Below are 25820 nucleotides of genomic sequence, written 5' to 3'. Positions count from 1 at the left end.
GGGCGGGTGACCCCCTCCACCGAGCAGAGCGCCACCGCGACCGGCATCGCCCGGGCCGCGGCTCTGTTCGAACGGCTGGACGTGGCCACCGCGATCACCACCCTCGAACCGGTGCTGGCCGCCGACCCGGGCACGCTGGACGGGTGGCTCCTGATGGCCCGGCTGCGGCTCGCGGCCGACCAGGCGGCGGCCGCGTTCGACGCGGCCAACCGGGCGATCGCGCTCGGGCCGGAAAACCCGCGGTCGCTGGCCAGCGCGAGCCGGGCGCTGTCCCTGCTCGGGCGGCACGAGGAGGCGGTCACGATGGCCTACCGCGCGGTGATCGCCGAGCCGGACAACGCCCAGTGGCACGACCGGGTCGCGTGGGCGCTGATCGCCGCCGACCGCCAGTTCGCCGACGCCGAGCAGGCCGCGCGCACCGCGATCGGCCTCGACCCGAACGAGGCGCACTACTACTTCACGCACGGTATGACGCTGGACGCGCTCGGCCACACCGACCAGGCCCGGCAGGCGCTGCTCACGTCGCTGAAGATGGAGCCGGAGAACCCGGTCGCCCAGCGCCGGCTCGCGGTGCTCAACGGCGAGGCGGCCCGGGAGCCGGAGTCGAAGAAACGCGGCTGGCGGCCGTTCAAGCGCCGATAGCTCGTCAGCGGGTGTAGGCGAGCAGGTCGAGGTCGCGGACCGCGGCCGGCTCGGGCGCCTGCACCAGCAGTTTCCCGACGGGGGAGAAGAGCGAGAGGGCCGTGCCGTCGTCGGTGCGGCTGCGCACCAGCAGATTGCCGTCCGGGTCGAAGACCGCGCCGACCACGGCGCCGGCGACCGGCAGCGGTTCCAGGTCACCGGTGATCGTGTCGATCACGGCGTCGGCGGTGTCCGGGCCGGCCGAGCCGATGTCGCCGGTGGTCTGCAGTGGCACCGTCACGTGGCCGCCGGTCGCGTCCACGCTGGTCGGTTTGCAGGCGGCCAGGCCGTCCGGGTTGTCCACCGGCTGCCGGTCGCCGAGCACCGGGACCACCGCGTCACTGTCGCCGGTGGTGACCTTCAACGAGCAGTACGCGGTCGCGTACACCAGCTTGTTGCCGTCTCCCGACCAGCGGAAATGCTGCCCGGCGGCGAGGCCGCCGGCCAGCGGGGTGAGGGTGCCCGAGCCGATCTGCAGGATCGTCGGGCTGCTCGCGTTGATCAGCAGCCGGTCGCCCTCGGGTGACCACACCGGCGCCTGGGCCGCGGTGGTCACCCCGGTCGCCACCTGTTCGGTCCGCTCGCTGCCGGTCTCGCCGACCAGCAGGGCGCCGTCCACGGCGTATGCGATGCGGCTGCCGTCCGGTGAGATGCCGACCGCGGAGGGCGCGTCGGACAGCACGGTGTCGGCGTCGCCGTCCGCAGGGGACAGCCGCACGACGTCGGGCCGGCTGCCGGACTGCTCGTAGAAGACGTGCCCGGGGAGGTCGGCCAGCGCACGCGACTGCGGAGTAGCGGGGGTCCGGGCGATCCGCGGCTGGCTCTTGCGCCGGGTGGGCGCCGTGGTCAGGCTGCCGCTGTATTGCTCGCCACCGGCGGCGGGTGCGGGCGCGGACGGCACCGGCGACGGCGACGGCAGCGGCTCGCGAACCGGCGCCGACGAGGAGACCAGGGCGATCGGGGCGTTGTGGCCGGCTTCCCGGGCCGGGAGCCGCCACAGGCCGCTGACCAGCAGCGCGAGCGTGGCCAGCGCGGCGAGCGTGCCGATCACCGCTTCCTGGCGGGCGATCCGGCGGGACCGGCGCACCGCCCGCGCGTAGATGTCGGCCGGCGCGACCTCGTCGGCCAGCTCGTGCAGCGACTCCCGCAGATAGTCAGTCATTGCAGAGCCTCTTTTGCGATGCCCTTCTGGCCCTCGCCTGCGACCTCGGTGCGCAGGTTGCGGAAGTGCCGCTCGGTGCAGGCGGTCATCGCTGCTGGTCCGAGGTGAGCACCCGCAGGTCGGGCAGGAGCGTGCGGAGGCGGTCGAGGGCCCGGCCGGTCTGGGTCTTGACGGTGCTGATCGAGACGCCGAGCACCTGTGCGGCCTCGGCCTCGGTGTGGTCCTCGAAATAGCGCAGCACGATGACGGCGCGCTGTTTGGCGCTGAGCGCGAGCAAGGCCCGGCGCAGGGTGAGCCGCTGGATCGCGGCCTCGGCCGGATCGTCGGCGCCGGCCGGCTCAGTCGTGAGGGCGTCGGCCGGCACCTCGGCGATCCGCGGACGGCGCCAGAACGACACCTGAGCGTGGTACATCACCTTGCGCGCGTACGCCTCGGCGTTCTCCGGGCGCTCCAGGCGCAGCCAGGCCCGATGGGTGCGGGCGAGAGCCTCCTGAACGAGGTCTTCGGCCAGATGCTGATCTCCGGTCAAAAGGTACGCCGCGCGCAACAATGCGTGCGTCCGCGTGCGGACGAAATTCGCATAGTCGGCCTCTCGGGCGTCCATCAGACTTCCGATCGGGGGGTAGCGGGAGACGTGAGCGTACCCAGGCGGCTCAAGCACCGCGCTGACGGTCACGTCTCCCTCCCGTCGATCGCCCCAGCAATCTGCTCCCCGCCGCTCGATGCCTCCCCGTGTGGGCACCGCCCGGCACAGTGGAAGACGCGTATCCGGGATCACGTGGTCGACAGCCGTTCGGCCCATTTCCGACGTCCCCCGAACGGGTAAGGCGGCTAACGTCGAGAAACGCCCCTGAGAGGAGACCGGTGTCATGGCACGTCCCCGCATCGTGATCGTCGGCGCCGGGTTCGCCGGTTTTGCGGCGGCCCGCAGGCTCGCCAAGCTGTCCCGCGACGGCGCCGACATCGTGGTCGTCAACCCGACCGACTATTTCCTCTACCTGCCGCTGCTGCCCGAGGTGGCCACCGGCCTGCTCGAGCCGCGCCGGGTTACGGTGCCGCTCGCCGCGGCGCTGCCCGGCGTGCGAGTGGTCCTCGGCACGGTCGAGACGTTCGATCTGGACGGCCGCACGCTCACGGTGCGCGACCCCGAGGGCGGCGTGCGGACGATCGGCTACCACCGCCTGGTCATGGCGATGGGCAGCGTCAACAAGCTGCTGCCGGTGCCCGGGGTGGTCGAGCACGCGCACGGCTTCCGCGGCATCTCCGAGGCGCTCTATCTGCGCGATCACATCACCCGGCAGATCGAGCTGGCCGCCAACGCGACCGACGAGCAGGAGCGGCAGGCCCGCTGCACGTTCGTGGTGGTGGGCGCCGGTTACACCGGCACCGAGGTGGCGGCGCAGGGTGTGCTCTACACCGAAGACCTGGTCAAGCCGTACCCGGAGCTGCACGGCAAACCGCGCTGGCTGCTGCTGGACACCGCTGAGCGGGTGCTGCCCTCGCTCGACCGGCGGCTGGCCGACGCCGCCGACGGGGTGCTGCACGAGCGCGACGTCGAGGTGCTGATGAAGACGAGCGTGCAGGAGGCGACCGCGGCCGGGGTGCGGTTGTCCACCGGCGACTTCGTGCCCTCCCGGTCGCTGATCTGGTGTGTCGGCGTGCGGCCCGACCCGGTGATCGAGCGGCTCGGCCTGCCCACCGACCAGGGCCGGCTGGTCGTCGACGAGTTCCTCAACGTCACCGGTTACCCGGACGTCTACGCGATCGGGGACGCCGCCGCGGTGCCCGACCTGACCATGCCGGGGCAGATCACCGGGATGACCGCGCAGCACGCCACCCGGCACGGCGCGACCGTCGCGCACAACATCGCGGCCTCCTACGGGCGCGGGCGCCGGCGTGCCTACAAGCACCATGACCTGGGCTTCGTCGTCGATCTGGGCGGCCTGGACTCGGCCGCCAACCCGCTCCACGTGCCGCTGCGAGGGCTGCCGGCCAAGATGGTCACCCGCGGTTACCACCTGCTGTCGATGCCGGGCAACCGGGTGCGGGTGGCCAGTGACTGGCTGCTCGACACCGTGCTCGGCCGGCACGGCGTCCAACTCGGCCTGATCCGGGGCGACGCGGTGCCGCTGGAAAGTGGTAAACCGAACAGCCAGCCATGATCACCCGGTTCTCGGGCCGGTTGCGCCCTCGGATATAAGCATCACAAGTAATAATTTGGACATGCGCTCTCGCTGGTTCGGCGTACTCCTCATCGCCGTCTCCACCGTCGCCGGTCCAAGGCCGGCGATGGCCGACACGTCCGGGCTCCTCGCCGCCCGTTACACCTTCAACGCGCAGGCCGGCTCGATCATCGACGAGTCCGGGCACGGGCACACCCTCGCGGTGGTCTCCGGCCAGGGCGGCGCGGTCCGGCCGGTGGTGCACGGTCAGGGCGCGGCACTCGCCTTCCCGGTGCACTGCGCGGCCCGCGCGGCGATCTGCCCGCACGTCGCACTGCAGGCCCCCAGCTCGGCCGACCTGAACCCGGGAACCCGGAACATCGCCTACGGCGCCGACGTGCTGCTCGCACCCGGGCAGACCAGCAAGGGCCAGAACGTCGTGCAGAAGGGCTACTCGACCACGAGCAGCCAGTGGAAACTCCAGATCGACGGGGTGGCGGGCCGGCCCAGCTGCGTGCTGGTCGACGACAAGAAGCCGACCATCCGCATGGTGACCAGCTCGATCACGGCGGCGGACGGCCGCTGGCACGCGGTCGCCTGCCGCCGCACCGGCACCACCCTGTCGGTCGTCGTCGACGGCGTCGAGCGGGGCCGCACGGCGGTGCCGGCCAAGCTGTCGGTGACCAACAGCCGTCCACTGAGCATCGGCGGCAAGGGCGCCTACGCCGACAACGACCAGTTCAACGGCGCTCTGGACAACGTCTGGGTCGAGGTCGGTTAGCCGCCTTCGAGGCCGCCGGCGAGCGCGTTGAGCAGGTCGGCTGAGCTGGTGTCGCCGGAGAGCTCCCAGGCGAATGCGCCGCCGAGAGCCTTGCTCCGGGCGTACGCCATCTTGGTCCTGATGGTTGCCGGGGTGTCGTAGGACCACCACTGGGTGCCGCAGTGCGCGTAAGCGGTGCCGCCGATCGTGCCGGTCGGTGGGCAGCGGGCGGCCAGCACCTCGTAGTCCTCGAGGCCCTTCTCGTAGCGGCCGTCCGCGGGGCCGGTGGCCGGGCCGCCGGGTGTCGCGGTCGTCGCGCCGGTCCAGCCGCGGCCGTAGAAGCCGATGCCGAGCAACACCTTCGCGGCCGGCACGCCCAGGCCGAGCAGTTCGTCGATGGTGGCCGCGGTGGTGGCCGACTCGCGCGGGATGCCGGGGTAGACCGACAGCGGCGAGTGCGGCTCGGTGCGTTTCGCGTCGTCGGTGCCGAAGTAGTCGTACGTCATCGCGCTCAGCCAGTTCGCCGAGCGGGACGCGGCGAGATAGTCGGCCGTCTTCAGCTTGCTCAGGTCGGCCGGGACCGCCGCGCTGATCAGGGCGTTCGTGCCCAGCGACGAGCGGAGCGCGGCGAGCAGCCCGGCCAGCGCCGGCGGGCCGCTGGTGTCGCAGGTCAGGCCGCACGCGTTCGGGTACTCCCAGTCGACGTCGACGCCGTCGAACAACCCGGCCCAGCGTGGGTCGGCGAGGAGATCGTGGCAGGACTTGGCGAACGCGGCCGGGTCGCGGGCCGCGTCGGAGAAACCGGCCGAGCCGTTCCAGCCGCCGAACGACCAGATCACCTTGAGCTGGGGGTATTTCGCCTTGAGCTTGCGCAGCTGGCCGAAGTTTCCGCGCAGGGTCGCGGTGGCCGGGTCGGCGACGCCGTCGATGCTGTCCGCAGCCGGCATCGGTTTCTGGAAATCGGCCCAGCCGTCGCCGGTCGAGCACCGGCCGTCGGTGACCTTGCCGAATGCGTACATCAGATGGGTGAGCTTTTTGGCCGTTCCGCTCGTGTCGAGATCTTTCACCTGGAAGTCGCGGCCGTAGACGCCCCAATCGGTGAAATAGCCGACCACCTTGGCAGTGGCGGCCGGGGCCGGGGCGGGACGTGGCGGGGGACTGCCGGAACAGGCGAAAAGGGCCAGCGGCAGCAGAAAGATCAGGGGAGCTATCCGGCGCACCGGGCCGAAGCTATCCGGGCGCGGGAGTGGATCGGCCGATCCGTCCCCCGAACGGGTGTCACTTCCATCCCGGGGTGATTCCCGGCACGGTGCGCCATCGAAACAACGGTCTGTGCGATCGTTTCCCGGTGGCCGTAAGCCCGCACGAACCGTCGCCCGCGCCGACCACCAGGGACCTGCGGGCCGAGGTGCGTGCGCTGCTGAGCTGGCGGCGCATCCTCAACCGCCTGCGGGCGGTGCTGCGCAGCGCCGTGGTGACGTTCGTCGTGCTCACCGCCACGCTGTGGCTGATGCCCGGGGTGGCCAGCGCCGACATCGTCGACACGCTCGGCCTGGTGCTGCTGGTCGCCGGGGTCGGCGCGGTGCTGCGCCCGTTGCTGCTGGTCGGCATCGTGGCGCTCGGCGGCTGGGGCGCCATGCTGCTCGGCGTCGTCGCCCAGATCACGGTGATCGTGGTGGCGCTCGAGCTCGACCCGGCCGAACGGATCAGCGGCCTGCCGTCGCTGGTGCTGGCCGCGATCTTGGCCGTGGTCTTCGCCGCCGTGATCGACTGGATGCTCGACTCCGGCTCCGACGACACGTTCGTCAAGGAGGCCAAGCGCCTCATGCGCGGCGTGCGGCGGCGGCAGGCACGGCAGGCCGGCGGCCCGTTCCTCACCCTGCGCCGGTCCCGCCCGGGCACCGATCCGGGCCTGCTCATGCTGCAGTTCGACGGGTTGAGCGAGCATGTGCTGCGCTGGGCGATCCGGGCCGGGAACCTGCCCACGCTCGGGCACTGGCTGCGCTCCGGCGGTCACACCATGGTCGGCTGGCACACCGGGTTGCCGGCGACCACGCCCGCCTCGCAGGCCGGCATCCTGCACGGCGCCAGCCGCCAGGTTCCTGCCTTCCGGTGGTTCGAGAAGGAGACCGGCAAGCTGATGGTCACCAGCCGGCCCCGGGACGCGGCGGTGATCGAGCCGCGCCTGTCCGACGGGCGGGGGCTGCTGCGCGACGGCGGGGTCAGCATCGGCAACGCGTTCAGCGGGGACGCCGCGGTCGCCCTGCTCACGGTCAGCCACGCGGCCCTGCCCGGCCGGTCGGCGCGCGGCTGGGCGGCGTTCATGGCCTCGCCGTACGGCTTCACCCGCGCTCTCGTCCTCGGCGTCGGCGAGGTCCTGACCGAGCTGCACCAGGCCCGCCTCCAGCGCCGCCGCAACATGCAACCCCGGGTGAGCCGCTCCGGCAAGTTCCTGGCCCTGCGCCCGGCCTCGATGCTGCTGCGCGACGTCAACATCTCGCTGATCGCCGAGCAGATGGCCCGCGGCGCCCCGTCGATCTACTGCGACCTGGTCGACTACGACGAGGTGGCGCACCACGCCGGCCCGGCCCGGCCGGAGTCGATGCGGCAGCTGGAGAGCCTGGACCGGATGCTGGGCGTACTGGAGCGGCTCGCCCCGGAGGCGGCCCGCCGCTACCACATCGTGGTGCTCTCCGATCATGGGCAGAGCCAGGGCGCGACGTTCCGGCAGCGCTACAGCGAGACCCTGGACAACGTGGTCAAGCGGCTGTCCACCGACGCCGTGGACGCACCGGACACGCCGGCCGAGGAGGACGCGCCGGTGGTGGCGCCGCTGCTGGTGGTCTCCTCCGGCAACCTGTCGCTGCTCTACCTGACCCGGTTCCCGCACCGGCTCTCCCGGGCCGAGATCGACGAGGCCTATCCCAAGCTGGTGCCGGGGCTGGTCGCGCATCCGGGCATCGGTCTGGTGGTGGTGCGCGACGAGGACGGCCCGGTCGCGCTCGGCACCGCCGGCCGGCACCGGCTGAGCGACGGCACGGTGGAGGGCACCGACCCGTTGCTGCCGTACGGGCCGCACGCCCGCGCCGACCTGCGGCGTCACCAGGAGTCGGCGCACGTCGGCGACCTGGTGCTGATCTCCTCGGTGGACCCGGTGACCGAGGAGGTGGCCGCGTTCGAGGAACTGGTCGGCTCGCACGGTGGGCTGGGCGGCTGGCAGACCGACGCGGTGCTGGTGCACCCGTCGCGCTGGCCGATCGGGCGGACGGAGCTGAACGGTCCGGACGCGGTGCACCGGCAGCTCGTCGAATGGCTGGACATGCTCGGGCTGCGCTCGCAACCGATCGCGGTCGACGAGTTGGAAGCCGAATCGTCGTCGCCGAGACTTTCCCGTGCGCACGACGGTTAGAGGTTTGTGCCCGCACTCCGCTTAGCCGCCATCAGCCTGTTCACCCTCCTGCTGGGCCTTCCCGCCCAAGCCGCCGCGGTCGGTGCCCGGGCCCTGGAGTCCGCGCCCACCTTCAACGGCGGCGTCTACGCGATCGCCCACCGCGGCCCGATCGTCTATCTGGGCGGCGCCTTCACCAGCGCCACCTATCGCGGGCGGACCTACCCGCGGCTGCGGTTCGCCGCCCTGGACGCGCGCACCGGGGCGCTGCTGAGCTGGGCGCCGGCGGCGGACGGCACGGTGCGGGCGCTGGAGGCGTCGGGGGACAGCGTCTATGCGGCCGGCGATTTCCACTCGGTCGGCGGGCAGGTGCGCGACTCGCTGGCCCAGCTCAGCACCGGCACCGGCGCGGTGCTTCCGTTCCACCACACGCTGACCGGCACGGCCTACACGCTGACCAGCGGTAACGGCCGGCTCTACCTGGGCGGCAGCTTCACCGACGTGGACGGGCGCCGGCGGGGCGGGCTGGCCGCGTTCGCGCTGGACGACGGCGATCTGGACGTGGTGTGGAAGCCGAAGGCCGACGACGCGGTGCACTCGCTGGCCACGTACGACGGCCGGGTCTACGCCGGCGGCGGCTTCCACAACATCGACGAGGTGCACGGCACGCTGCGGCTGGCCGCCCTGCACGGCAAGACCGGCAAGGTGGACGAGAAGTTCCTGCCGCGGCCGCCGGCCGAGGTGCGGTCGGTCGCGGTGGACAAGGCCGGCGTCTACGTGGCCACGGCCGGGGTGGGCGGCCGGGCGATCGCCTACTCGTTCGACGGGACGGTGCGCTGGCAGCGGGTGTTCGACGGGGACGCGGCCGCGATCGCCACCGCCGGCACCATCACCTACGTCGGCGGCCACTTCGACAGCGCCTGCCTGACCAGCAAGAACGGCGTGCACGGCGCCTGCGTGGACGGTTCGCAGCCGCGTTACAAGCTGGCCGCGGTGACCGCGACCGGCGAGTTGGCGCCGTGGGCGCCGCAGGGCAACGGCGTGATCGGCGTGCGGGTCCTGAGCGTCAACCAGGCCACCGGCACGCTGACCGCGGGCGGCGACTTCACCACGATCGACGGCCAGGACCGGCGCCGGCTCGCGATTTTCTGATCTGCTTACAGGATGCCGCGCCGTTTGCCGACGCGCTGGGTCACCGCCCACCAGCGGGTCGGGGTGAGCCGGACCAGCCAGTCACCGGCCTTCGCCTCCTTGGTCAGCACCAGGCGCGGCCGGCGGGACTGGATCGCGGCGACGATCTGGCGAGCCGCCTCCTCGGCCGGGAGGGTCAGCGCCTTCTCGGCGAAGCGTCGTGCCTGCGCGGTCTGCTCCCCGTCCGGGTCGTTGCCGCTGGTCCGGGCGGCGGCGGCGATGTTGGTCCTGATGCCGCCCGGGTGCACGACCGTGACGCCGACACCCACCGGCTCCAGCTCGTGGCGCAGCGCGTCGGAGAAGCCGCGCACGCCGAACTTGCTCGTCGCGTAGGCGACCTGGCCGGGCGGGGCGACCAGGCCGAACAGGCTGCTGATGTTGACCACGTGCGAGCCGGGGCGGGCCAGCAACTGCGGCAGGAACGCCTTGGTCATCCGGATCACGGCATGCAGGTTGATCTCCAGCAGCCAGTCGAAATCCGACATCCGGTTCTCTTCGAACGTGCCCATCAGGGTCACGCCGGCATTGTTGATCAAAAGGTCAACCCCGCCATGGCGGGAGGCGATCTCGGCGGCCAGGTCCAGCCGGTCGCCCCCATCACTCAGATCGACGGTGTACGTCGTGACCTCCGCCGCCCCCATCTCGCGCGCCGCCGCCGCGACCCGTTCGAGGCCCTCGGCGTTCACGTCCAGCAGCGCCAGCACCGTCCGCCGCTTGGCCAGGTCGAGGGCGAGCGCCGCGCCGATGCCGCTGGCCGCGCCGGTGATCAGGCAGGTACGCCCGGCGAACGTAAATCGCTTCATCGTGCCGTCCTCGCGAATCGAACGTGTCCGTCATCGATCCGGCCCAGCAGCATGGCCGGCATGTCGGTCAGATAGTTGCTGCTCATCCGCCACGGCCGCCGGCCGCCCTGCCGGGGAAGCACCCCGGCGGCCCGGCGCACGTATCCGGAGGAGAGTCCCATGGCCGGCTCGTCGGTGAAGTCGGTGCCCGGCGGTGGCGCCGGCGTGGTGCTGTCGATGTCGTGCCTCCGCATGTAGTTGAGCAGCCGGCAGACGTAACGGGAGGTGAGGTCGGCGCGCAGGGTCCACGACGCGTTGATGTAGCCGACGCACCAGGCCAGGTTGGGCACGCCGGAGAACATCATTCCCTTGTAGACGCCCGATGTCCCGGAATCGAACGGCTCGCCGTCGACGTCCACCGCGATCTCGCCCAGCGTCACCATGGCCAGGCCGGTCGCGGTCACGATGATGTCGGCCGGCAGCTCGGTGCCGTCGGTGAGGCGTACGCCCTTGTCGGTGAAGGTGTCGATCGCGCCGGTGACCACCGACGCCTTTCCGCTTCGCAGCGCGGTGAACAGATCGCCGTCCGGCACGATGCACAACCGCTGATCCCAGGGCCCGTAGCCGGGCGTGAAGTGCGGATCGGCCGGCACTTCGGCGGGCAGCTCGCGCGCGACTCGGGAACGGAGGAAACCGCCCACCCTCTCCGGCCAGCGCCGGGACGCCTGATAGAGCAGCGTGGCGCCGAGCACGTTGCGGGTGCGCGCCAGGCGGGCGGCGACCGGGCTCAGCCGGCGGCCCTCGTGCGGGTCGCCGCCGGGCAGGTTGAGCATCCAGGTCGGCGACCGCTGCAGCATGGTGACCTCGGCGGCGGTCTCGGCCAGCGCCGGCACCAGCGTCACCGCGGTCGCCCCGCTGCCGATCACGACGATCCGCTTGCCGGTGTGGTCGAGGTCAGCCGGCCACCGCTGCGGGTGCACGATCGGGCCGGTGAAGTCGGCGCGGCCTGGGAAATCGGCGTCGTAGCCACCCGAATAGCGGTAATAGCCGGTGCACAGATAGAGGAACGAGCAGGTGTATTCCTCGCCGCCGGCGGTGCGCACCGTCCAGGTCGCCGCCGGCGTGGACCAGCTCGCCGACACCACCCGCCGGCCGAACCGGATGCGCTCGACGATGCCGAACTGTGCGGCGGTGTCCCGGATGTAGTCGAGGATCGTCTCGCCCGGGGCGATCGCGTTGACGTTGCGCCAGGGCCGGAACGGGTAACCGAGGGTGAACATGTCGGAGTCGGAGCGGACCCCGGGATAGCGGAACAGGTCCCAGGTGCCGCCGATCGTGTCGCGGCCCTCGAGGATCAGGTAACTGCGGCCGGGACACTCGGTCTGCAATCGGTAGGCGGCGTCGATGCCGGACAGGCCGGCACCGACCACGAGGACGTCAACCCGATCACTCATCGGCCCATTATCGGCCCGCCGGACGGTAATCTCCGGATCATGACAGCGCCCCGCTCGCTCGGCCCGCTCGTGAACCCGCAAGCCGTGCTGGCCCCGCTCACCGACGCCGCCGTCTTCCTGGTTCTCACCGTCCGCACCGGCGGCGAGGAGACCGTGCGGGACCTGCTCGAGGACCTGAGCGGCCTGCAGCGTGCGGTCGGCTTCCGGCTGCCGGCGGCGGAGCTGTCCTGCGTCACCGGCATCGGCCGCGAGCTGTGGGACCGGCTGTTCACCGGGCCGCGCCCGGCTGAGCTGCACAAGTTCCGAGCCTGGAAGGGCCCGCGTCATACCGCCCCGTCCACCCCCGGTGACCTTCTCTTCCACATCCGGGCCGGGCAGATGGACGTCTGCTTCGAGCTGGCCTCGAAGATCGCCGCCCGGCTCCGCGACGTGGCCGACGTGGTCGACGAGACGCACGGCTTCAAATACTTCGACGAGCGCGACCTGCTCGGCTTCGTCGACGGCACCGAGAACCCGATCGGCGACGAGGCCTCCCGGCACGTGCTGATCGGCGACGAGGATCCCTCGTTCGCTGGCGGAACTTATGTTCTTGTCCAGAAATATCTGCATGATCTGGTCGCGTGGAATGCTCTCTCCGTGGAGCAGCAGGAAGCTGCGATCGGGCGGACAAAGCTCGACAACATCGAGCTTTCCGATAAAGCGCCTAATTCCCACGTCGCGCTGAACACGGTCGACGACCCGGACGGCAACGAGCTGAAGATCCTGCGGGACAACATGCCGTTCGGCTCGATCAAGGACGGCGAGTTCGGGACGTACTACATCGCCTACGCGGCCACCCCCGACGTGCCGGAACTGATGCTGCGCCGGATGTTCCTCGGCGACCCGCCCGGCAACCACGACCGCATCCTGGACTTCTCGGTCGCCACCACCGGCTCGCTGTTCTACGTGCCGACCGCGGAGTTCCTCGACGACCTACCCGAGTAATTTCGCAAGATCAAAGAGCGATTTCAGCCGTACGTCTCCGTCCAGGTCCCGTAGTGCGGCGGTGCGGGCGCCGGCCGCTCGCGCCGCCTGCAGGCCCACCTCGGCATCCTCGACGACCAGGCAGTTCGCCGGGGCCACCCCGAGCAGCTCGGCCGCGCGCAGGTAGCCGGCCGGGTCAGGCTTGCCCGCCGCCACGTCATCGGTCGTCACCAGCACCGGCGGGGTGATGCCGGCCGCGCCCAGCCGGGCCTTGGCGAGCCGGGCGTCGGCGCTGGTCACCACGGCCCACGGCAGACCACGGTGCGCCAGCACCGCCAGCAGCTCGTCGGTGCCGGGGGCGGCCACCACGTCGGCGAGGTCGTCGTACTGAAGCTCCAACTGGCGGACCGACGCGCGCAGCATCTCCTCCTCGTCCAGGTGGGCGAGGAGTTTGCGGACGGTGGTCAGGCTCGGTGCGCCGTGGGCCATCTCGTACGCGGCGGGACCGTCGACGCCGTATTCCTCGCCCCAGCTCAGCCACGACCGCTCGACCGCACGGTCGGAGTCGACCAGCGTGCCGTCCATGTCGAAGAGCACCGCCGCGGTCTCCGCCTTGATATCCGCCACCTAATGCCTCCACAGCTCGCACATAGTCGCCGTGGCCAGTCTCCCTGGTGAGCCGGACCGAACCCGAGGGAGACCCGAAACGATGACCGTTTACGACCATTCGACGCGTTCGTCCGCCGACTCCCCGACCTGGCCGGCCGACGCCGGCCACTACACCGAGCCGACCGTCTACCAGGCGTCCGTCCAGCGCGACTTCCCGGCGCCCGGCCCTCATGATCTCCAAGTGTCCGCGGCTGGGCCCGGCCAAGACTTCGCCGCGGGGCCCGGCCAAGACTTCGTCGCGGGGCCTGGCCAAGACTTCGTCGCAGGCCCTGGCCAAGACTTCGACTCGTGGTCCGGTCATGACTTCGCCGCGTTGCCCGGTCAGCAAGATTTCGCGGCCGGGGCCGGGTATCGAGATTTTGCGGCCGGAGCTGGCCATCGCGATGAGACCGCGATGTATGAGCGACATCTGGGCGCGCCGGGGTACGACCGAGAACCGGGTGAGGCGGTCTACGAACGCCACCGGGCCGAGGCACCGGCGCCGGATCGCTATCGGGACGAAGCTCCGGCGCGCGATCCCTACACCGACTTCCCGGCGCCCGACGGCTACCCGGCCCGGCCGCCGGTCAGTTCGGCGCCGGCGGACTACGCGGCGGTCCACGCACCGGCGGCGGACTATCCGGGGCGGTTCTCGGGTGACCTGGCTGCTGGTCAGGAGGAATTTCCGGAGCGGGCGCCGGCTGACTGGACCCCGGCGCACGCGGACGGGCCGCCCCCGGCCTGGACGCCGCCCGAGAAGAGCGACACCGCGGCCGCCGCCCCGAAGAGCAAGCGGCTCGCGCTGATCGGCGGCATCGTCGCGGTGGCCGTGGCCAGCGCCGGTCTGACCGCCGGGATCATGGCGGCGGTCGGCGGCGGAAGCGCGGCCACGACCGGTCCCGGCGGCGGCCAGGGGATCGGCCAGGGCGGACCGGGCGGAAATCAGGGCGTCGCGACCGCGACGACGAACGCACTGCACGGGACTTACGTCGTTTCCGACGGCAACGGCGGCTACACCACGCAACTCACGCAGACCGGGACGGTCTCCGCGATCAGCAGCAGCTCGGTCACGGTGAAGAGCGACGACGGCTACAGCAAGACGTACGTGATCAGCACCTCGACCACCGTCGGCAGCGGCCGGATCGCCGACGTTCTCAAGGGGCACACGGTGCGGATCGTGGCGACCAGCGCCAAGCAGAAGATCACCGCCACCTCGATCACCGATTCGAGCCTCGCGTCGGCCGGCGGCCCTCAGAACTGACCCGCTCATCGGCGCGCATCCCGGCTGCGGGGCTGGGCTGCGGAGGCGATGGACAGAACAGCCCGCCCCGGGTCGGGGCGGGCTGCTCTGTACCGACGCATTTCTCAGCGGCCGGTCACCCGGCACACCGTGGTCGTCCCGCCGGAGTGCGCCGCCTTGCGCGGTGTCGTCGCGCAGGACCACGGCCTCGGCAAGGGCGTTTGCCTGCGCCCTGCATCTCGACCGCGAGGAGCGGGACCACCGTTCCCGGGGCCAGGCCCGGCTTTCGCCGCCAAATCTTTTCGGGCAGTTGCCGGCGGGGCGCTACAGCGAGCGCGATCTCGCCGTGCCAGGCCGACCGGGTGGCGACAAGGGCTATCGACCGGTTGTCCGGCGCGGGGCGCGGCGGGTTGTCGCGGGCTGCTCGTCGGCGACAGCCTTGCGTGGCGTCGTGGCCCGGGCCGTGCCAGTCCGATCGCCAGATGCACCGGCCGCGGCTTTCGCCGCGGTAACGCGGGCCGCGGTGGTTTTCGCCGCTGTTCCGCGCGCCGGGGTGGCCTTGACGGGGGCGGCGGCCCGGGTAGCCCGCCGGGCCGGAGCGGCCGGCGGAGCAACCGGCTCGGCGGCCGGCTGCGCCACGACGGCGGGCTGAGCGATGGGCGCGGTCACCGGCTCCGCCGCTGTGGCGGTAACAGGCGCGGGGGCGGGGGCGGCAGGGGTGGCAGCGGCAGGCGCGGCGGCAGCAGGCGTGGCGGTGGCGACAGGCGTCGCGGTGGCGGGCTCGGGGGCGGTGGCCTCCGGCTTTGCGACGGTCTTCGGGGCCGGCTTTGCGACCGCGGTGGCCGGGGTGGTTGCGGCGGCCTGGAGGTCGCGCTCCTTTTCCCGGCGGATCAGGTTGGCGAGCACCGCTTTGTCGTACTTTGCGTCGGACTCGGCGGCGCGGCTCTTCGTCTTGCCGGCCTTGGCGACTGCCTTCTTGTGCGCCTTGGTCAGCCGGGCGCGATCGCGCTCCTGGGTCTTGAGTGCGCGCTTGAGGCGCTTCACCTCGGCCTCGGCGTTACGCAAGGCCTGCGACTGCTGCCTGGTGAGCTCGGCGTTGGTGTTGAGCCGGTTGTCCAGGTCGGTGACGGCCTGGCGGGCCTTGTCGGCCGCGGTGCCGGCGGCGGCGGACTGCGCACGCCGACGATCGAGCTGAGGGGTGGTCACGAACTCTCCTTCCGATTCGCAACCTCCGGCGACCGTCAGGCCTGCTTCTCTTCGACGGGCTCATCGGCAACGGCCGCGGCGCTGCGGGCGCGCCGGCGTTTTCTGTGCCGGAGGTGCAATGCGACGTAGGCGATCACTGCGAGGATGATTCCGGCGATCGCCCACCATTTGTACCGATGTGCGTGGTCGATCATCTCGACGAGATGGGTCCCGAACACGTACGCGATGCTCGTCCACCAGCCGACCCAGAGTGCCGCGCCGATCGTGTTGTAGATCAGGAACGAGCGCCACGGCATCGCGGTGATGCCGGCGATCACGCCGTTGAACTGCCGGAGACCGTCGATGAAGCGAGCGATGACGACGATACGTCCTCCGCGACGTGCGAAGAAACCTTCGGCACGTTCCAAGCGCTCGGGTGTGAGGAAGACGTATTTACCCCAGCGGTGCACGGCCTTGCGCCCGCCGCGCACGCCGATCCAGTAACCGATGTTGTCGCCGAGCACCGCCGCCACGAAGGCGATGGCGGCCACCCCGTAGATGTTCAGGCGACCAGCGCCGGCGTAGATCGCCGCGGCCACCATGAAGGTCTGGCCGGGAGCGGGCACTCCGAAACTTTCCACGCCGATCGTCGCCGCGACGGACAGGTAACCCCATCGGTCGAGGATCGGGGCGACTCCGTGCAGAAATCCAGGAAGGTCGTCAGTAGGTGGCATCGGGTACCTACGGTAGCCGGGCCCGGGTGCGAACCCCTATCGAGTGGCGAGTTCGCTTGCCCGCGGCGTGCCGCGGCCCATCCGGGCGCGGATCGCCGGGATCGGGAGGGTCGGGATGGTGCGGCGGAGCCGGGCGATCCCACGCAGGTCCTCGCGGGCGGTGGCGACGATGTCGACCTTGCTGTTCGGGTCGTCCACCCAGTCGACCGGCACCTCGTGCGTCCGCAGTCCGGCCCGTTCGGCCAGCACCAGCATCTCGGTGTCGAAGAACCAGTTGGTGTCCTGCACCAGCGGCAACAGCAGGTGCGCCACGTCGGCCCGGATGGCCTTGAAGCCGCACTGGGCGTCGGAGAACCGGGCGCCGAGCGAGGCCTTGAGGATCATGTTGTAGGTGCGCGAGATGAACTCCCGCTTGGGGCCGCGCACCACCCGCGAGCCGCGCTTGAGCCGCGACCCGATGGCCAGGTCGGAGTGGCCCGAGACCAGCGGCGCGACCAGCGGCAGCAGGCCGGCCAGGTCGGTGGAGAGGTCGACGTCCATGTACGCGAGCACATCGGCGTTCGAGTTCAGCCAGGTGTACTTCAGCGCCCGGCCGCGGCCCTTCTCGGCCAGATAGACGGCCGTGACCTCGGGCAGTTCGACCGCGAGCCGGCCGGCGATCAGCGGGGTCTCGTCGGTGCTGGCGTTGTCCGCGATGGTGATCCGGAACGGGAACGGCAGCACCGTCTGCATGTAGCCGCGCAGGCGGCGCACGCTGCGTTCGAGATCGGCGGCTTCGTTGTACACGGGGATGACGACATCGAGTACTGGTCTCATGCGGTCAAAGATCGGCCCGGGCACTTTCCCTGCGTTGTGGCGTCACTGTGCCGTCACTGTGAAAAGTCAACCGCCCGATCAAGCGGTTTCGGCAGTAGGGAGTCATGGGTATCAGTGCGGCGGAAGCCACCCCCCGCTGATTGGAGCGCTCCCATGTTGGTCCTCGGCCTGATCCTGTTGCTGATCGGCATCTTCGCCCATATCTCGATCCTCTACACGATCGGGATCATCTTGATCATCGTCGGCGCCGTGTTCTGGATTCTCGGCTCGGTCGGGCGTCCCATCGGCGGTCGTAAGTATTGGTATTAAGGGCATTTGAACGGATAGACGCGCTTCTTTTCCGCCGAGCGGCTCGCGATGACGAGCCGTTCGGCGGAGGCATGTCCCATGATCAGCTGTTTAGCTCGGTGGTCGATTCCTGCCGAGAAGGGCAATCATGGGGGCTCACCGGCTCATCCCGGCGCGTCGTAATGTCAGGGTCAAAGCGGTTTTCTGCGCGCTGATCCTGCTCGCGACCTCACTCACTCTGGCCCGGGCTAACGCCGGCGCCGCCAGCGCATACTCCACTGTCCAACCTGGCACGTTCACCGGTTACGCGTTCGACGCGTGCACCGCGCCGTCCAGCGCGACCATGAAGACGTGGCGCGCCAGTTCCCCGTACAAGGGAATCGGCATTTATATCGGTGGTGTCTCTCGCGGTTGCACGCAGGCCAACCTGACCGCCGCGTGGGTGCAGGAACAGGTCACCGCCGGCTGGAAGCTGTTGCCGCTGTACGTCGGTCCGCAGGCCACCTGCTCCTCCGTGGTCAAGGCGCACGTGATCGACAACGCGAACGCGTACGCGCAGGGCAGCGCGGCGGCGGGCGATGCGGTCACCCAGGCCATCTCGCTCGGCCTGGCCAAGAACAGCGTGCTGATCTACGACATGGAGGCGTACAACACCGCCGACAAGGTCTGCCGGGCCGGCGTGCTGAACTTCATGAACGGCTGGACGTCGCGGCTGCACAACCTCGGCTACTTCTCCGGCTACTACTCCAGCGTCAGCTCCGGCATCGCCGACCAGGTCGCGCAGTACACGGTGCCCGGTTACGCGAAGCCGGACTACATCGACTTCGCCCGCTGGGACCAGGTCGTCAAGACGACCGACGCCAACATCCCGGCCGCGAACTGGCCCGGGCACCGGCGGATGAAGCAGTACCGCGGCGGTCACACCGAGACGTACGGCGGCGTGACGATCAACATCGACAACAACTACGTCGACTTCGCGCCGCTGCCGTCCGCCACGATGGCCGACTTCAACACCAACGGCTGGTCCGACTTCCTCGCCAAGGACTGGCGGACGTCGAACATCTACCTCTACCCGGGCAACGGCGCCGCCGCGGGTGGGCGGACCCAGGTGGCCACCGGGTGGAAGTCGTACAACGCGATCATCCGGATCGGTGATCTGAACAAGGACGGCAAGGAAGACGTGATCGCCCGGGCGACCAACGGCGATCTGTACTTCTATCCGGGCACCACCACCGGCTTCGGCAGCCGTAAGAAGCTGCTGGGTGGCACCGGGGCGCTGCGCGAGATCACCCCGGTCGGCGACCTGACCAAGGACGGTTACCCGGACATGGTTGCCATCCAGGGCTCCACGCTTTACCTCTACCCGGGCGCGTCCGGCACGAAGCTGGCCGCCCGCAAGTCGCTCGGCAGCGGGTGGGGCACGCGTAGCGAACTGGCCGGGATCGGCGACTTCAACAAGGACGGTTACCCCGACCTGGTGGCCCGGGACAACTCGAACGCCACGCTCTATCTGCACCCCGGCCGTAAGGGCACCTACGCCGCCCGGGTGTCGATCGGCGCCGGGTGGATGGGTCTTCGCGACCTGGTCGGCGTCGGCGACTTCGACCGGGACGGCTACACCGACCTGGTCGCGATCAAGCGGACCGACGGCTCGCTGCTGCTGTTCCGGGGCAACGGCAAGACGCTGACCTCGCGAACGCTGATCTCGTCGTTCAACTACATGTCGCCGCTGTCCTGACGACGAGTCCTACTGGCAAGAAGCTGCGAAAGGCCGACCCGAATCGGGTCGGCCTTTCGCATTCCAGGAGGTATGAGGCTTAGATCTGGTCGCCGGCCAGCTCGCCACGCAGCTTCGTGAGCGCCTTGGTGAGCAGGCGGGACACGTGCATCTGGGAGATGCCGATCTGGTCGGCGATCTGCGACTGGGTCAGGTTGCCGTAGAAGCGCAGCGTCAGGATCTTCTGCTCACGCTCGTCCAGGGTCGCGAGGGCGGGGCCGAGGGCGACGCGGGTCTCGGCCAGCTCGTACTCGTGGTCGAGGCCGCCGAGGGTCTCACCGAGCTCGGTAGTGCCGTCGGAGGAGATCGGCGTGCTGAGCGAGGTGGCGTTGTAGGCGCGGGCGCCTTCCAGGCCTTCGAGGACTTCTTCCTCGGTGATGCCCAGGTGCACGGAGATGTCGGCGACCGTCGGCGAGCGGCCCAGCGAGTGGGTCAGGGTGCTGTTGGCCTCGGTGATCGCCAGGCGGAGTTCCTGCAGCCGGCGCGGGACTCGCACGGACCAGGTGCGGTCGCGGAAGTGGCGCTTGATCTCGCCGATGATGGTCGGGATCGCGTAGCCGGCGAAGTCGACGCCGCGCTCGGGATCGAACTTGTCGACGGCTTTGATCAGGCCGACGGTGGCGGTCTGGATGAGGTCGTCGGTGGGCTCGCCGCGGCCGGAGTAGCGGTTGGCGAGGTGACGGGCCAGCGGCAGCCACGCTTCGATCGCCTTGTCCCGCAGAGCCGGGCGGGACGGGTGCCCGACGGGCATCGCGGCCATCGCGTTGAGCAGCTCGGCGGCACTGTCGACCGGAGCCGCGGCGGCGGCCGTGGTGGTCGGCGAGATCTGCGACGTCTGGGTGACGGTCATGCTTGGTCCTCCCTGATACCTAACCGGAGAGCCGGTCCGGTCTTGCTGGACCCGAGTCGGTCGGGCGTTCCTATTTCAACGGTCGACGGCAGTCGATGAGACCGCCGCCGACCAAGCACGTTAGCCATTCGGGTGTACCGACCCTAACCGAGAGGCCTACAAAAAACTAGCCGAAAGTATGAGTGACTTTGCGTTATGACAACTATACGGATTGATCATCACGGGGTCGCTGTCCGGCCGGTTCACCCGTGCGGACTGGTCGGTCAATGCCCCGTCTCGCCCTGTCCAGGCAAGATGGACACCATGACCTCGCTGCCCGCGTCGGTGCCGTACCCCCAGGCCGCCGAGATATGCCGGTGGACGTTGAGAACTTTCAGTGATCTGCGCAACTTGCGGGCCGCCCTGCGCGAGGCAGTGTCCGAAATGACCACCAATACGGGTGACGGCGTCGAGCGGATGGCGCTGGTCGTCACCGAGCTGGCCACCAACGCCCTGCGGCACGGCCTGCCGCCGACCGTGGTCCGGCTGCTGCGCGAGGGCGATCGCCTGATCATCGACGTCGCCGACCATGATCGGCAGGCCACGCCCGCGGTCGACGCGGGCCGGCCGCTCGGTGCCGGCGGGCTCGGTCTGCAGCTCGCTCGGACGTTCGCGACCGACGTCGGGTGGTACTCGACCGACGTCACCAAACACGTCTGGGCCAGCTTCCCCAGCTGAATCGCTCCGGTGCTGGTAAAAATTCTCCCGTGGCGGACTCCTACAAGATCGGTCAGGAGCGCGCGGCCGACGGGGCCGGGGCGCTCCTGCACATCAGCGGTGAGCTGGACATCACGGCGCGCGACGACCTGCATGAGTCGATCCGGGCGGCTCTGGACGTCGGTGACGTCGTGATCGACCTCGGCGACGTGACCTTTCTGGACTCCGAGGCGCTCGGCTCGCTGATCGACGGCTACAACGAGGCCCGGCGCCGTTCGGCCGGCTATCAGGTGGTCAACGCCCAGGGCCTGGTCGCCCGCGTGCTGCAGGTGTCGGGCGCGCAGGATCTGTTCGGCGCCTAGGTGCCGCTCCTGTTCACGGCCGCGTTGCTCGTCGGCGTACTCGCGTGGGCCGTGGCCCGCCCCCGCGGCCTGCCCGAGGCGGTCGTCGCGGTGCCGGCCGCGCTGCTGGTCGTCGTCACCGGCCTGCTTTCCTGGCACGACGCCCTGGCCGAGACCCGCGAGCTGGGCCCGACCGTCGGGTTCCTGGCCGCGGTCCTCCTGCTCGCCTATCTGGCGGGGGAGCACGGCGTCTTCCGGTACGCCGGTGCCCTGACCGCCCGGATCAGCGGTCGCCGGCCGGCTCGGCTGCTGACCGCGGTCTTCGTAGCCGCGGCGTTGACCACCGCCGCGCTCAGCCTCGACGCCACGGTGGTGCTGCTCACCCCGGTCGTGCTGGCCACCGCCGCCCGCACCGGCGCCCGGCCCCGCCCGGCCGCCTACGCCTCGGCCCACCTGGCCAACTCGGCGTCACTGCTGCTGCCGGTGTCCAACTTGACCAATTTGCTGGCTTTTGCAGCGAGTGGGCTGACGTTCCTCGGCTTCGCGGCCGTGATGGCGCTGCCCTGGGTCGCGGTGATCCTCGCCGAGTACGTCATCTTCCGCTGGTTCTTCCGCACCGACCTGCGAGCGCCGGGCGAACCGGCCGACGGTGGCGATCAACCGCCCGCCCCTCGCTACGCCCTCGTCGTGCTGGCGCTGACCCTGGCCGGTTTCGCGGTGGCGCAGCCCTTCGGCGTACACCCGGCCTGGGTCGCCGCCGTCGGTGCCTTGGCCCTCGCCGTACCCCGCCGGGTCTCGCCTCGCATTCTGCTTCGTGAAGCGAACCTGCCGTTCTGTGCGTTCGTGCTGGGGCTCGGCGTGGTGGTTCTGGCCGTCCGGCAACACGGGCTGGACAAGTTCGTGGACGCGCTGGTGCCCTCGGGGAGCGGGCTGATGCAGTTGCTGGCCGTGGCCGGGCTGGCGGCGCTGCTGGCCAACCTGGTGAACAACCTGCCGGCCACGCTGGTGCTGGTCCCGGCGGTGCAGGCTCGGCCGGCGCTGCTGCTGGCCGTGCTGATCGGCGTGAACGTCGGCCCGAACCTGACCTACGTCGGCTCGCTGGCCACCCTGCTGTGGCGGCAGATCCTGCACACCCAGGACGAACCACCGGACGCCGGCGACTTCCTCCGCCTGGGCCTGCTGACCGTCCCGTGCGCCCTGCTCGCGGGCGTGCTGGCGCTTTGGCTCTCGCTACGACTGATTCAGCCGTGATCGCGCCTATTTCTCGCCGGCGTAGTGCGCGATGGCCAAAAGAAGGCCGACCGTGCCGGCGAAGGCGCCGCCGCCGGTGAGGATGGCTGCGGGCACGTTGTTCCCGGCGGCGTGGGACAGGAATCCGGCGACACCGCTGATCGCCCCGGCCGCGAGCAGGATGAGGAGCACCCAGGTTCGCCTAGGGACTTCTGGCCGGTTCGGCGGCGATGGCCGCCCGGTCAGGAGCGAGGGAGTCTGCGGTGTCCGGTCAGTCATGAGAACCACCAAGGCATCGAAGTGACTGCCTCAAGTCTCTATTCAGACCCCTGAATTTTCCACGGCGATTCACCCAGTATCAAAGGATCTAACTAGAAATCAGCTAGGTGGCAACCTGATACTTTGCAACTTGAGCGCTAGAATGAACTACGCTACTCGTCAGGCGTGTCTACGCAACCCTAGACTACTTGACGAATACGGTGCCCTCGTGAATAAGGTCCAACTCAACGCTGCATCGCTCACCCCGCTTCAGCCGGTGGCAAACCTGTGCGCCAGCGGTAGCTGCCCGACGGTGTATTCGACCGGTGACCCCGCCACCGTGGTGGTGCAGGGCTTTGCAATGACGGGCGATCAGGCGGGCATCGATGTTCCGGAGGGTGAGGTCCTGATCAGGATTCCTCGCGACCTGCTGGCCGAGGCGGTTCGTAACCTCTCCTGACCAATCGACGCGAAGGGGGTGACCGGATGCCGAACGTACTCGGCACCCCCGACGACGAGGATGAGTCCGTCGGCGCCGTGCTGGCTCGGATGCGCCGTTCCAAACGGATCACCGGTGCCAAGCTCGCCGCGATCGTGGGCATGAGCCAACCGAAGATCTCACGGATCGAGCGGGGCAAAGGTCTACCGGATCCCGAGGACGTGGGCGTCCTCGCTCGTGCCCTCGGAGCCGACGAGAGCGACGCTCAGGCGTTGATGGCCCGGGCCGAACGCCTGAGTGACCGGATGACCGACTGGCGACCTACCTCGGTCGGCCTGGCCGATCGGCAGAAGACGCTGGCCGACTGGGAATCCGCGGCCAAGGTGGTGCGAGCCTTCGAGCCCGCATTGGTGCTTGGCCTTCTGCAGACCGACGGTTATGCGAGATTGGTTCTCCAAGCGTTTCAACGTCTGACGCCGGCCGCAGCGGACAGCCCGACGGAGGCGTCGCTCCTGGCCGCGGTCTCGGCGCGGGTGAGTCGGCGGCAGGTGCTGGCCGACCAATCCAAGTCGTTCAACATCATCCTCAGTGAGGCCGTGCTCAAGCGCCGGACATATCCACCCTTGGAAATGCTGAACCAGATCCATCGCATCCGGGAGATCGCCGCCGAGCACGACAACGTGCGCATTGTGATGCTGCCCGACGACGCACCGGTGGGTGTCCCTCTGATGCACGGATTCTCGCTCTACGACGACACTCTCGTCGTTGTCGACCTCTTCAACACCGGCCTCATCTCCCGCAGCCGCCGGGACGTGGAGAGTTACCGCCAAGTGTTCGACATCCTGGATGAGCAGACCGTCGACATCGGACCGATCCTCGACCGGTACGAGTCGAGCTACATCGAGATGCTGCAGAAACCGGGAAAATGAACGCACCTCCGCCGCCGCGCCGGGACCGGCTCGGGGAAGGGCCGGGGTGATCCGGTGGGGGATCGGCGGCGGGGTGCGTCCGACTCAGTCAGTCTTGTCGATGCATTCCGTAACACGCAAGCAATCTGAGTTACGGAACCTCGGGCGGATTTACAGGAGCATGCCGCCGGAGGCTTCGATGCGCTGGCCGGTGATCCACTTGGTGTTGTCGGCGAGCATTGCGACCATCACGCCGGCGATGTCCTCCGGCTCGCCGACCCGGCCCAGTGCGATCACGCCGCTGAGGTGGTTGCGGACCGCCTCGTTGTCGCGCAGCGCGCCGCCGCCGAAGTCGGTGCCGGTTGCGCCGGGGGCGACCACGTTCACGCTGATCTGGCGCGGGCCGAGCTCCTTGGCCAGGTAGCGGGTGAAGACCTCGATCGCGCCCTTGACCGAGCCGTACGCGGCGTAGATGCCTTCGCCGGTGAAGCGGGCCAGGCCGGTGGACAGATTGATGATCCGGCCGCCGTCGGCGATGACCGGCAGCAGCTTCTGGGTCAGGAAGAACACCCCGCGGAAGTGCACGTTCACCAGCTCGTCGAAGTCCTCGACGGAGAAGTCGGCGACCGTGCCGGCCTTGCCCACGCCGGCGTTGTTGACCAGGAAGTCGAAGTCCTCGCGGCCGAACCGGTCGCGCAGCACCCCGCGAAGTTCCTCGACGAAAGCGGGGTACGAGTCGAGGTCGCCGACGGTCAGCTTGAGCGCGACCGCGTCGATCTTCTCGCCCGGGTCGTCCCGGTACGTGTAGATGACCTCGACGCCGTCGGAGATGAGAGCGAGAGCGGTGGCGCGGCCGAGACCGCGGTTGCCGCCGGTGATCAGGGCGATTTTGGACATGGTGGTGCCTTTCTTCGATCAAACCTGCGATTAGACGGCCGCGAGAAGCTGGAGCTTCTCGTAGCTCTGCGAGCCGGGTACGGCGGTGAAGACCAGCAACACCTGCGACTGGTCCGGGTCGAACAGGGTCTGGCAGTACAGCTCCATCTGACCGAGCTCGGCGTGCTGGAAACGCTTGCGGTCGAGGTGGGTGAGCCCGATCTCGTGCGAGCGCCAGATCTCGGCGAACTCGGGACTGACCGCGAGCAGCGCGTCGGCGATCTCACCGGCCCGGCTGTCCGGCGCCGCCGCGTACGCGTGCCGCAGTTGCGCCGTGAAGATCCGGCCGTGCATCGGGTAGTCCTCGGCCGGATAGATCAGCCGCGACGACGGCTCGGTGAACCAGCGGTAGACCATGTAGCGGGCCATCCCGGTCCATCGCGTCTCGTCGCCGAGCAGCGCCACCGCGGGCCGGGTCTGCAGCAGCGTCTCGCCGAAGCGGGACATGATCATGGCCGGGGTGTCCGCGAGCCGGTCGAGGATCCGCATCATGCCGGGGCTGATGTGGTCCTCGCGGAGCACCCGCTGCGGCGTGGCGTGCCCGCCAAGCCGGAACAGGTGGTCCCGTTCCTCGAGGTTGAGGTGCAGGGCGCGGGCGAGCGCGGCGAGCATCTGCTCGGAGGGGATCGGCCCGCGCTGCTGCTCGATCCGGCTGTAGTAGTCGGCCGACATCCCGGCCAGCGCCGCCACCTCTTCGCGCCGCAGGCCGCCGGTGCGCCGGCGCTGCCCGCGCGGCAGGCCCACGTCCTCCGGTTGCAGCGCCTCGCGGCGAGCCCGGAGGAAATCGGCAAGCTGTGCCCGGTCCATGAATGCAGCCTCCCCTGTTCGACCTCTCAAGACTGGCCCGAAAGGGAAATCTGATGAAGGCCGGATCTATCCACGGACAACTTGTCCCTGGCTGCCGTCCGTTACGCCACCGTTACGCAGGAAG

25 protein-coding genes and 2 pseudogenes are annotated in these 25820 nt (G+C 69.9%); 14 read left to right on the top strand and 13 right to left on the bottom strand.

What is annotated here, in order from left to right:
* The first annotated feature begins 6 nt into the window (after positions 1-6).
* Positions 7-642: a tetratricopeptide repeat protein gene (locus tag AB0E90_RS15530; RefSeq protein WP_360404736.1), complete on the top strand. Its 636-nt coding sequence runs from the start codon at positions 7-9 to the stop codon at positions 640-642.
* A gap of 4 nt (positions 643-646) precedes the next feature.
* Here AB0E90_RS15530 and AB0E90_RS15525 read toward each other — a convergent pair whose 3' ends face one another.
* Entirely contained in the window at positions 647-1843 is a 1197-nt protein-coding gene (locus AB0E90_RS15525) for a hypothetical protein (RefSeq protein WP_360404733.1), read from the bottom strand.
* 85 nt (positions 1844-1928) lie between these two features.
* Positions 1929-2447, bottom strand: coding sequence for a SigE family RNA polymerase sigma factor (locus AB0E90_RS15520; protein ID WP_360404730.1), 519 nt, complete (start codon positions 2445-2447; stop codon positions 1929-1931).
* A 265-nt stretch (positions 2448-2712) separates the two neighbouring features.
* Between AB0E90_RS15520 and AB0E90_RS15515 the strand changes: the two genes are divergently transcribed.
* Together AB0E90_RS15515 and AB0E90_RS15510 are read left to right on the top strand one after the other, a co-directional pair.
* On the top strand, positions 2713-4005 hold the full coding sequence (locus AB0E90_RS15515; protein ID WP_360404727.1) for an FAD-dependent oxidoreductase: 1293 nt from the start codon (positions 2713-2715) through the stop codon (positions 4003-4005).
* 61 nt (positions 4006-4066) lie between these two features.
* A complete protein-coding gene (locus AB0E90_RS15510; RefSeq protein WP_360404724.1) occupies positions 4067-4786 on the top strand; it encodes a LamG-like jellyroll fold domain-containing protein in 720 nt (239 codons plus the stop codon).
* On the opposite strand, the pseudogene AB0E90_RS15505 reads toward AB0E90_RS15510, so the two are convergent.
* A pseudogene (locus AB0E90_RS15505) lies at positions 4783-5925 on the bottom strand (glycosyl hydrolase family 18 protein); the annotation flags it as partial. The gene AB0E90_RS15510 and the pseudogene AB0E90_RS15505 sit on opposite strands and share 4 nt — an antisense overlap.
* A 188-nt stretch (positions 5926-6113) precedes the next feature.
* Between AB0E90_RS15505 and AB0E90_RS15500 the strand changes: the two are divergent.
* A complete protein-coding gene (locus AB0E90_RS15500) occupies positions 6114-8174 on the top strand; it encodes an alkaline phosphatase family protein (RefSeq protein WP_360404721.1) in 2061 nt (686 codons plus the stop codon).
* A gap of 6 nt (positions 8175-8180) precedes the next feature.
* The gene (locus AB0E90_RS15495) at positions 8181-9305 is read left to right on the top strand and encodes a hypothetical protein (RefSeq protein WP_360404718.1); all 1125 of its coding nucleotides are present in this window, start codon (positions 8181-8183) and stop codon (positions 9303-9305) included.
* Positions 9306-9310: 5 nt separating this feature from the next.
* Here the strand turns inward: AB0E90_RS15495 and AB0E90_RS15490 are convergent, their stop codons facing one another.
* A complete protein-coding gene (locus tag AB0E90_RS15490; RefSeq protein WP_360404715.1) occupies positions 9311-10147 on the bottom strand; it encodes an SDR family NAD(P)-dependent oxidoreductase in 837 nt (278 codons plus the stop codon).
* On the bottom strand, positions 10144-11580 hold the full coding sequence (locus tag AB0E90_RS15485; RefSeq protein WP_360404712.1) for an NAD(P)/FAD-dependent oxidoreductase: 1437 nt from the start codon (positions 11578-11580) through the stop codon (positions 10144-10146). The genes AB0E90_RS15490 and AB0E90_RS15485 overlap by 4 nt, the downstream gene beginning before the upstream one ends.
* A 39-nt stretch (positions 11581-11619) precedes the next feature.
* On the opposite strand from AB0E90_RS15485, the gene AB0E90_RS15480 reads away from it, so the two are divergent.
* On the top strand, positions 11620-12564 hold the full coding sequence (locus AB0E90_RS15480) for a Dyp-type peroxidase (RefSeq protein ID WP_360404709.1): 945 nt from the start codon (positions 11620-11622) through the stop codon (positions 12562-12564).
* Here the strand turns inward: AB0E90_RS15480 and AB0E90_RS15475 are convergent.
* The gene (locus AB0E90_RS15475; RefSeq protein WP_360404706.1) at positions 12553-13170 is read right to left on the bottom strand and encodes an HAD-IA family hydrolase; all 618 of its coding nucleotides are present in this window, start codon (positions 13168-13170) and stop codon (positions 12553-12555) included. The genes AB0E90_RS15480 and AB0E90_RS15475 overlap by 12 nt on opposite strands.
* A gap of 436 nt (positions 13171-13606) precedes the next feature.
* On the opposite strand from AB0E90_RS15475, the gene AB0E90_RS15470 reads away from it, so the two are divergent.
* Positions 13607-14452 carry a hypothetical protein gene (locus AB0E90_RS15470; protein WP_360404703.1) on the top strand — a complete coding sequence of 282 codons (846 nt, stop codon included), beginning with the start codon at positions 13607-13609 and terminating at the stop codon, positions 14450-14452.
* Positions 14453-14806: 354 nt separating this feature from the next.
* Here the strand turns inward: AB0E90_RS15470 and AB0E90_RS15465 are convergent, their stop codons facing one another.
* The 3 genes and pseudogenes from AB0E90_RS15465 to AB0E90_RS15455 form a co-directional block, all read right to left on the bottom strand.
* The gene (locus AB0E90_RS15465) at positions 14807-15637 is read right to left on the bottom strand and encodes a hypothetical protein (RefSeq protein WP_360404700.1); all 831 of its coding nucleotides are present in this window, start codon (positions 15635-15637) and stop codon (positions 14807-14809) included.
* Between the two features lie 35 nt (positions 15638-15672).
* A complete protein-coding gene (locus AB0E90_RS15460; RefSeq protein WP_360404697.1) occupies positions 15673-16350 on the bottom strand; it encodes a DedA family protein in 678 nt (225 codons plus the stop codon).
* Positions 16351-16422: 72 nt separating this feature from the next.
* Positions 16423-17166: pseudogene (locus tag AB0E90_RS15455) on the bottom strand (dolichyl-phosphate beta-glucosyltransferase); the annotation flags it as partial.
* A 153-nt stretch (positions 17167-17319) separates the two neighbouring features.
* On the opposite strand from AB0E90_RS15455, the gene AB0E90_RS15450 reads away from it, so the two are divergent.
* The gene (locus AB0E90_RS15450; RefSeq protein WP_360404694.1) at positions 17320-17475 is read left to right on the top strand and encodes a DUF6131 family protein; all 156 of its coding nucleotides are present in this window, start codon (positions 17320-17322) and stop codon (positions 17473-17475) included.
* 127 nt (positions 17476-17602) lie between these two features.
* The gene (locus AB0E90_RS15445; protein ID WP_360404691.1) at positions 17603-19192 is read left to right on the top strand and encodes a glycoside hydrolase domain-containing protein; all 1590 of its coding nucleotides are present in this window, start codon (positions 17603-17605) and stop codon (positions 19190-19192) included.
* A gap of 79 nt (positions 19193-19271) precedes the next feature.
* On the opposite strand, the gene AB0E90_RS15440 is transcribed toward AB0E90_RS15445, so the two are convergent.
* Entirely contained in the window at positions 19272-20081 is an 810-nt protein-coding gene (locus AB0E90_RS15440) for a SigB/SigF/SigG family RNA polymerase sigma factor (protein ID WP_360404688.1), read from the bottom strand.
* Between the two features lie 303 nt (positions 20082-20384).
* Here AB0E90_RS15440 and AB0E90_RS15435 point away from each other — a divergent pair, with 303 nt between their 5' ends.
* Genes AB0E90_RS15435 through AB0E90_RS15425 form a run of 3 tightly spaced genes read left to right on the top strand, consistent with a single transcriptional unit; the run spans position 20385 to position 22369 of the window.
* A complete protein-coding gene (locus AB0E90_RS15435) occupies positions 20385-20798 on the top strand; it encodes an ATP-binding protein (protein ID WP_360404685.1) in 414 nt (137 codons plus the stop codon).
* A 29-nt stretch (positions 20799-20827) separates the two neighbouring features.
* A complete protein-coding gene (locus AB0E90_RS15430) occupies positions 20828-21139 on the top strand; it encodes an STAS domain-containing protein (RefSeq protein ID WP_360404682.1) in 312 nt (103 codons plus the stop codon).
* Positions 21140-22369: an SLC13 family permease gene (locus AB0E90_RS15425; RefSeq protein WP_360404679.1), complete on the top strand. Its 1230-nt coding sequence runs from the start codon at positions 21140-21142 to the stop codon at positions 22367-22369.
* 6 nt (positions 22370-22375) lie between these two features.
* On the opposite strand, the gene AB0E90_RS15420 is transcribed toward AB0E90_RS15425, so the two are convergent.
* Positions 22376-22540, bottom strand: coding sequence for a hypothetical protein (locus tag AB0E90_RS15420; protein ID WP_360404676.1), 165 nt, complete (start codon positions 22538-22540; stop codon positions 22376-22378).
* Between the two features lie 295 nt (positions 22541-22835).
* Between AB0E90_RS15420 and AB0E90_RS15415 the strand changes: the two genes are divergently transcribed.
* Positions 22836-23066 carry a hypothetical protein gene (locus AB0E90_RS15415; protein ID WP_360404673.1) on the top strand — a complete coding sequence of 77 codons (231 nt, stop codon included), beginning with the start codon at positions 22836-22838 and terminating at the stop codon, positions 23064-23066.
* A 26-nt stretch (positions 23067-23092) separates the two neighbouring features.
* Positions 23093-23974, top strand: coding sequence for a helix-turn-helix transcriptional regulator (locus AB0E90_RS15410; RefSeq protein WP_360404670.1), 882 nt, complete (start codon positions 23093-23095; stop codon positions 23972-23974).
* Positions 23975-24124: 150 nt separating this feature from the next.
* Here AB0E90_RS15410 and AB0E90_RS15405 read toward each other — a convergent pair whose 3' ends face one another.
* Positions 24125-24850, bottom strand: coding sequence for an SDR family oxidoreductase (locus tag AB0E90_RS15405; protein ID WP_360404667.1), 726 nt, complete (start codon positions 24848-24850; stop codon positions 24125-24127).
* Positions 24851-24880: 30 nt separating this feature from the next.
* Positions 24881-25696 carry a helix-turn-helix transcriptional regulator gene (locus tag AB0E90_RS15400; protein WP_360404664.1) on the bottom strand — a complete coding sequence of 272 codons (816 nt, stop codon included), beginning with the start codon at positions 25694-25696 and terminating at the stop codon, positions 24881-24883.
* Between the last annotated feature and the right edge of the window lie 124 nt (positions 25697-25820).

The organism is Actinoplanes sp. NPDC026619, from assembly GCF_040638295.1.
GTDB lineage: Bacteria > Actinomycetota > Actinomycetes > Mycobacteriales > Micromonosporaceae > Actinoplanes.
This window is presented reverse-complemented; position numbering and strand designations above follow the sequence as displayed.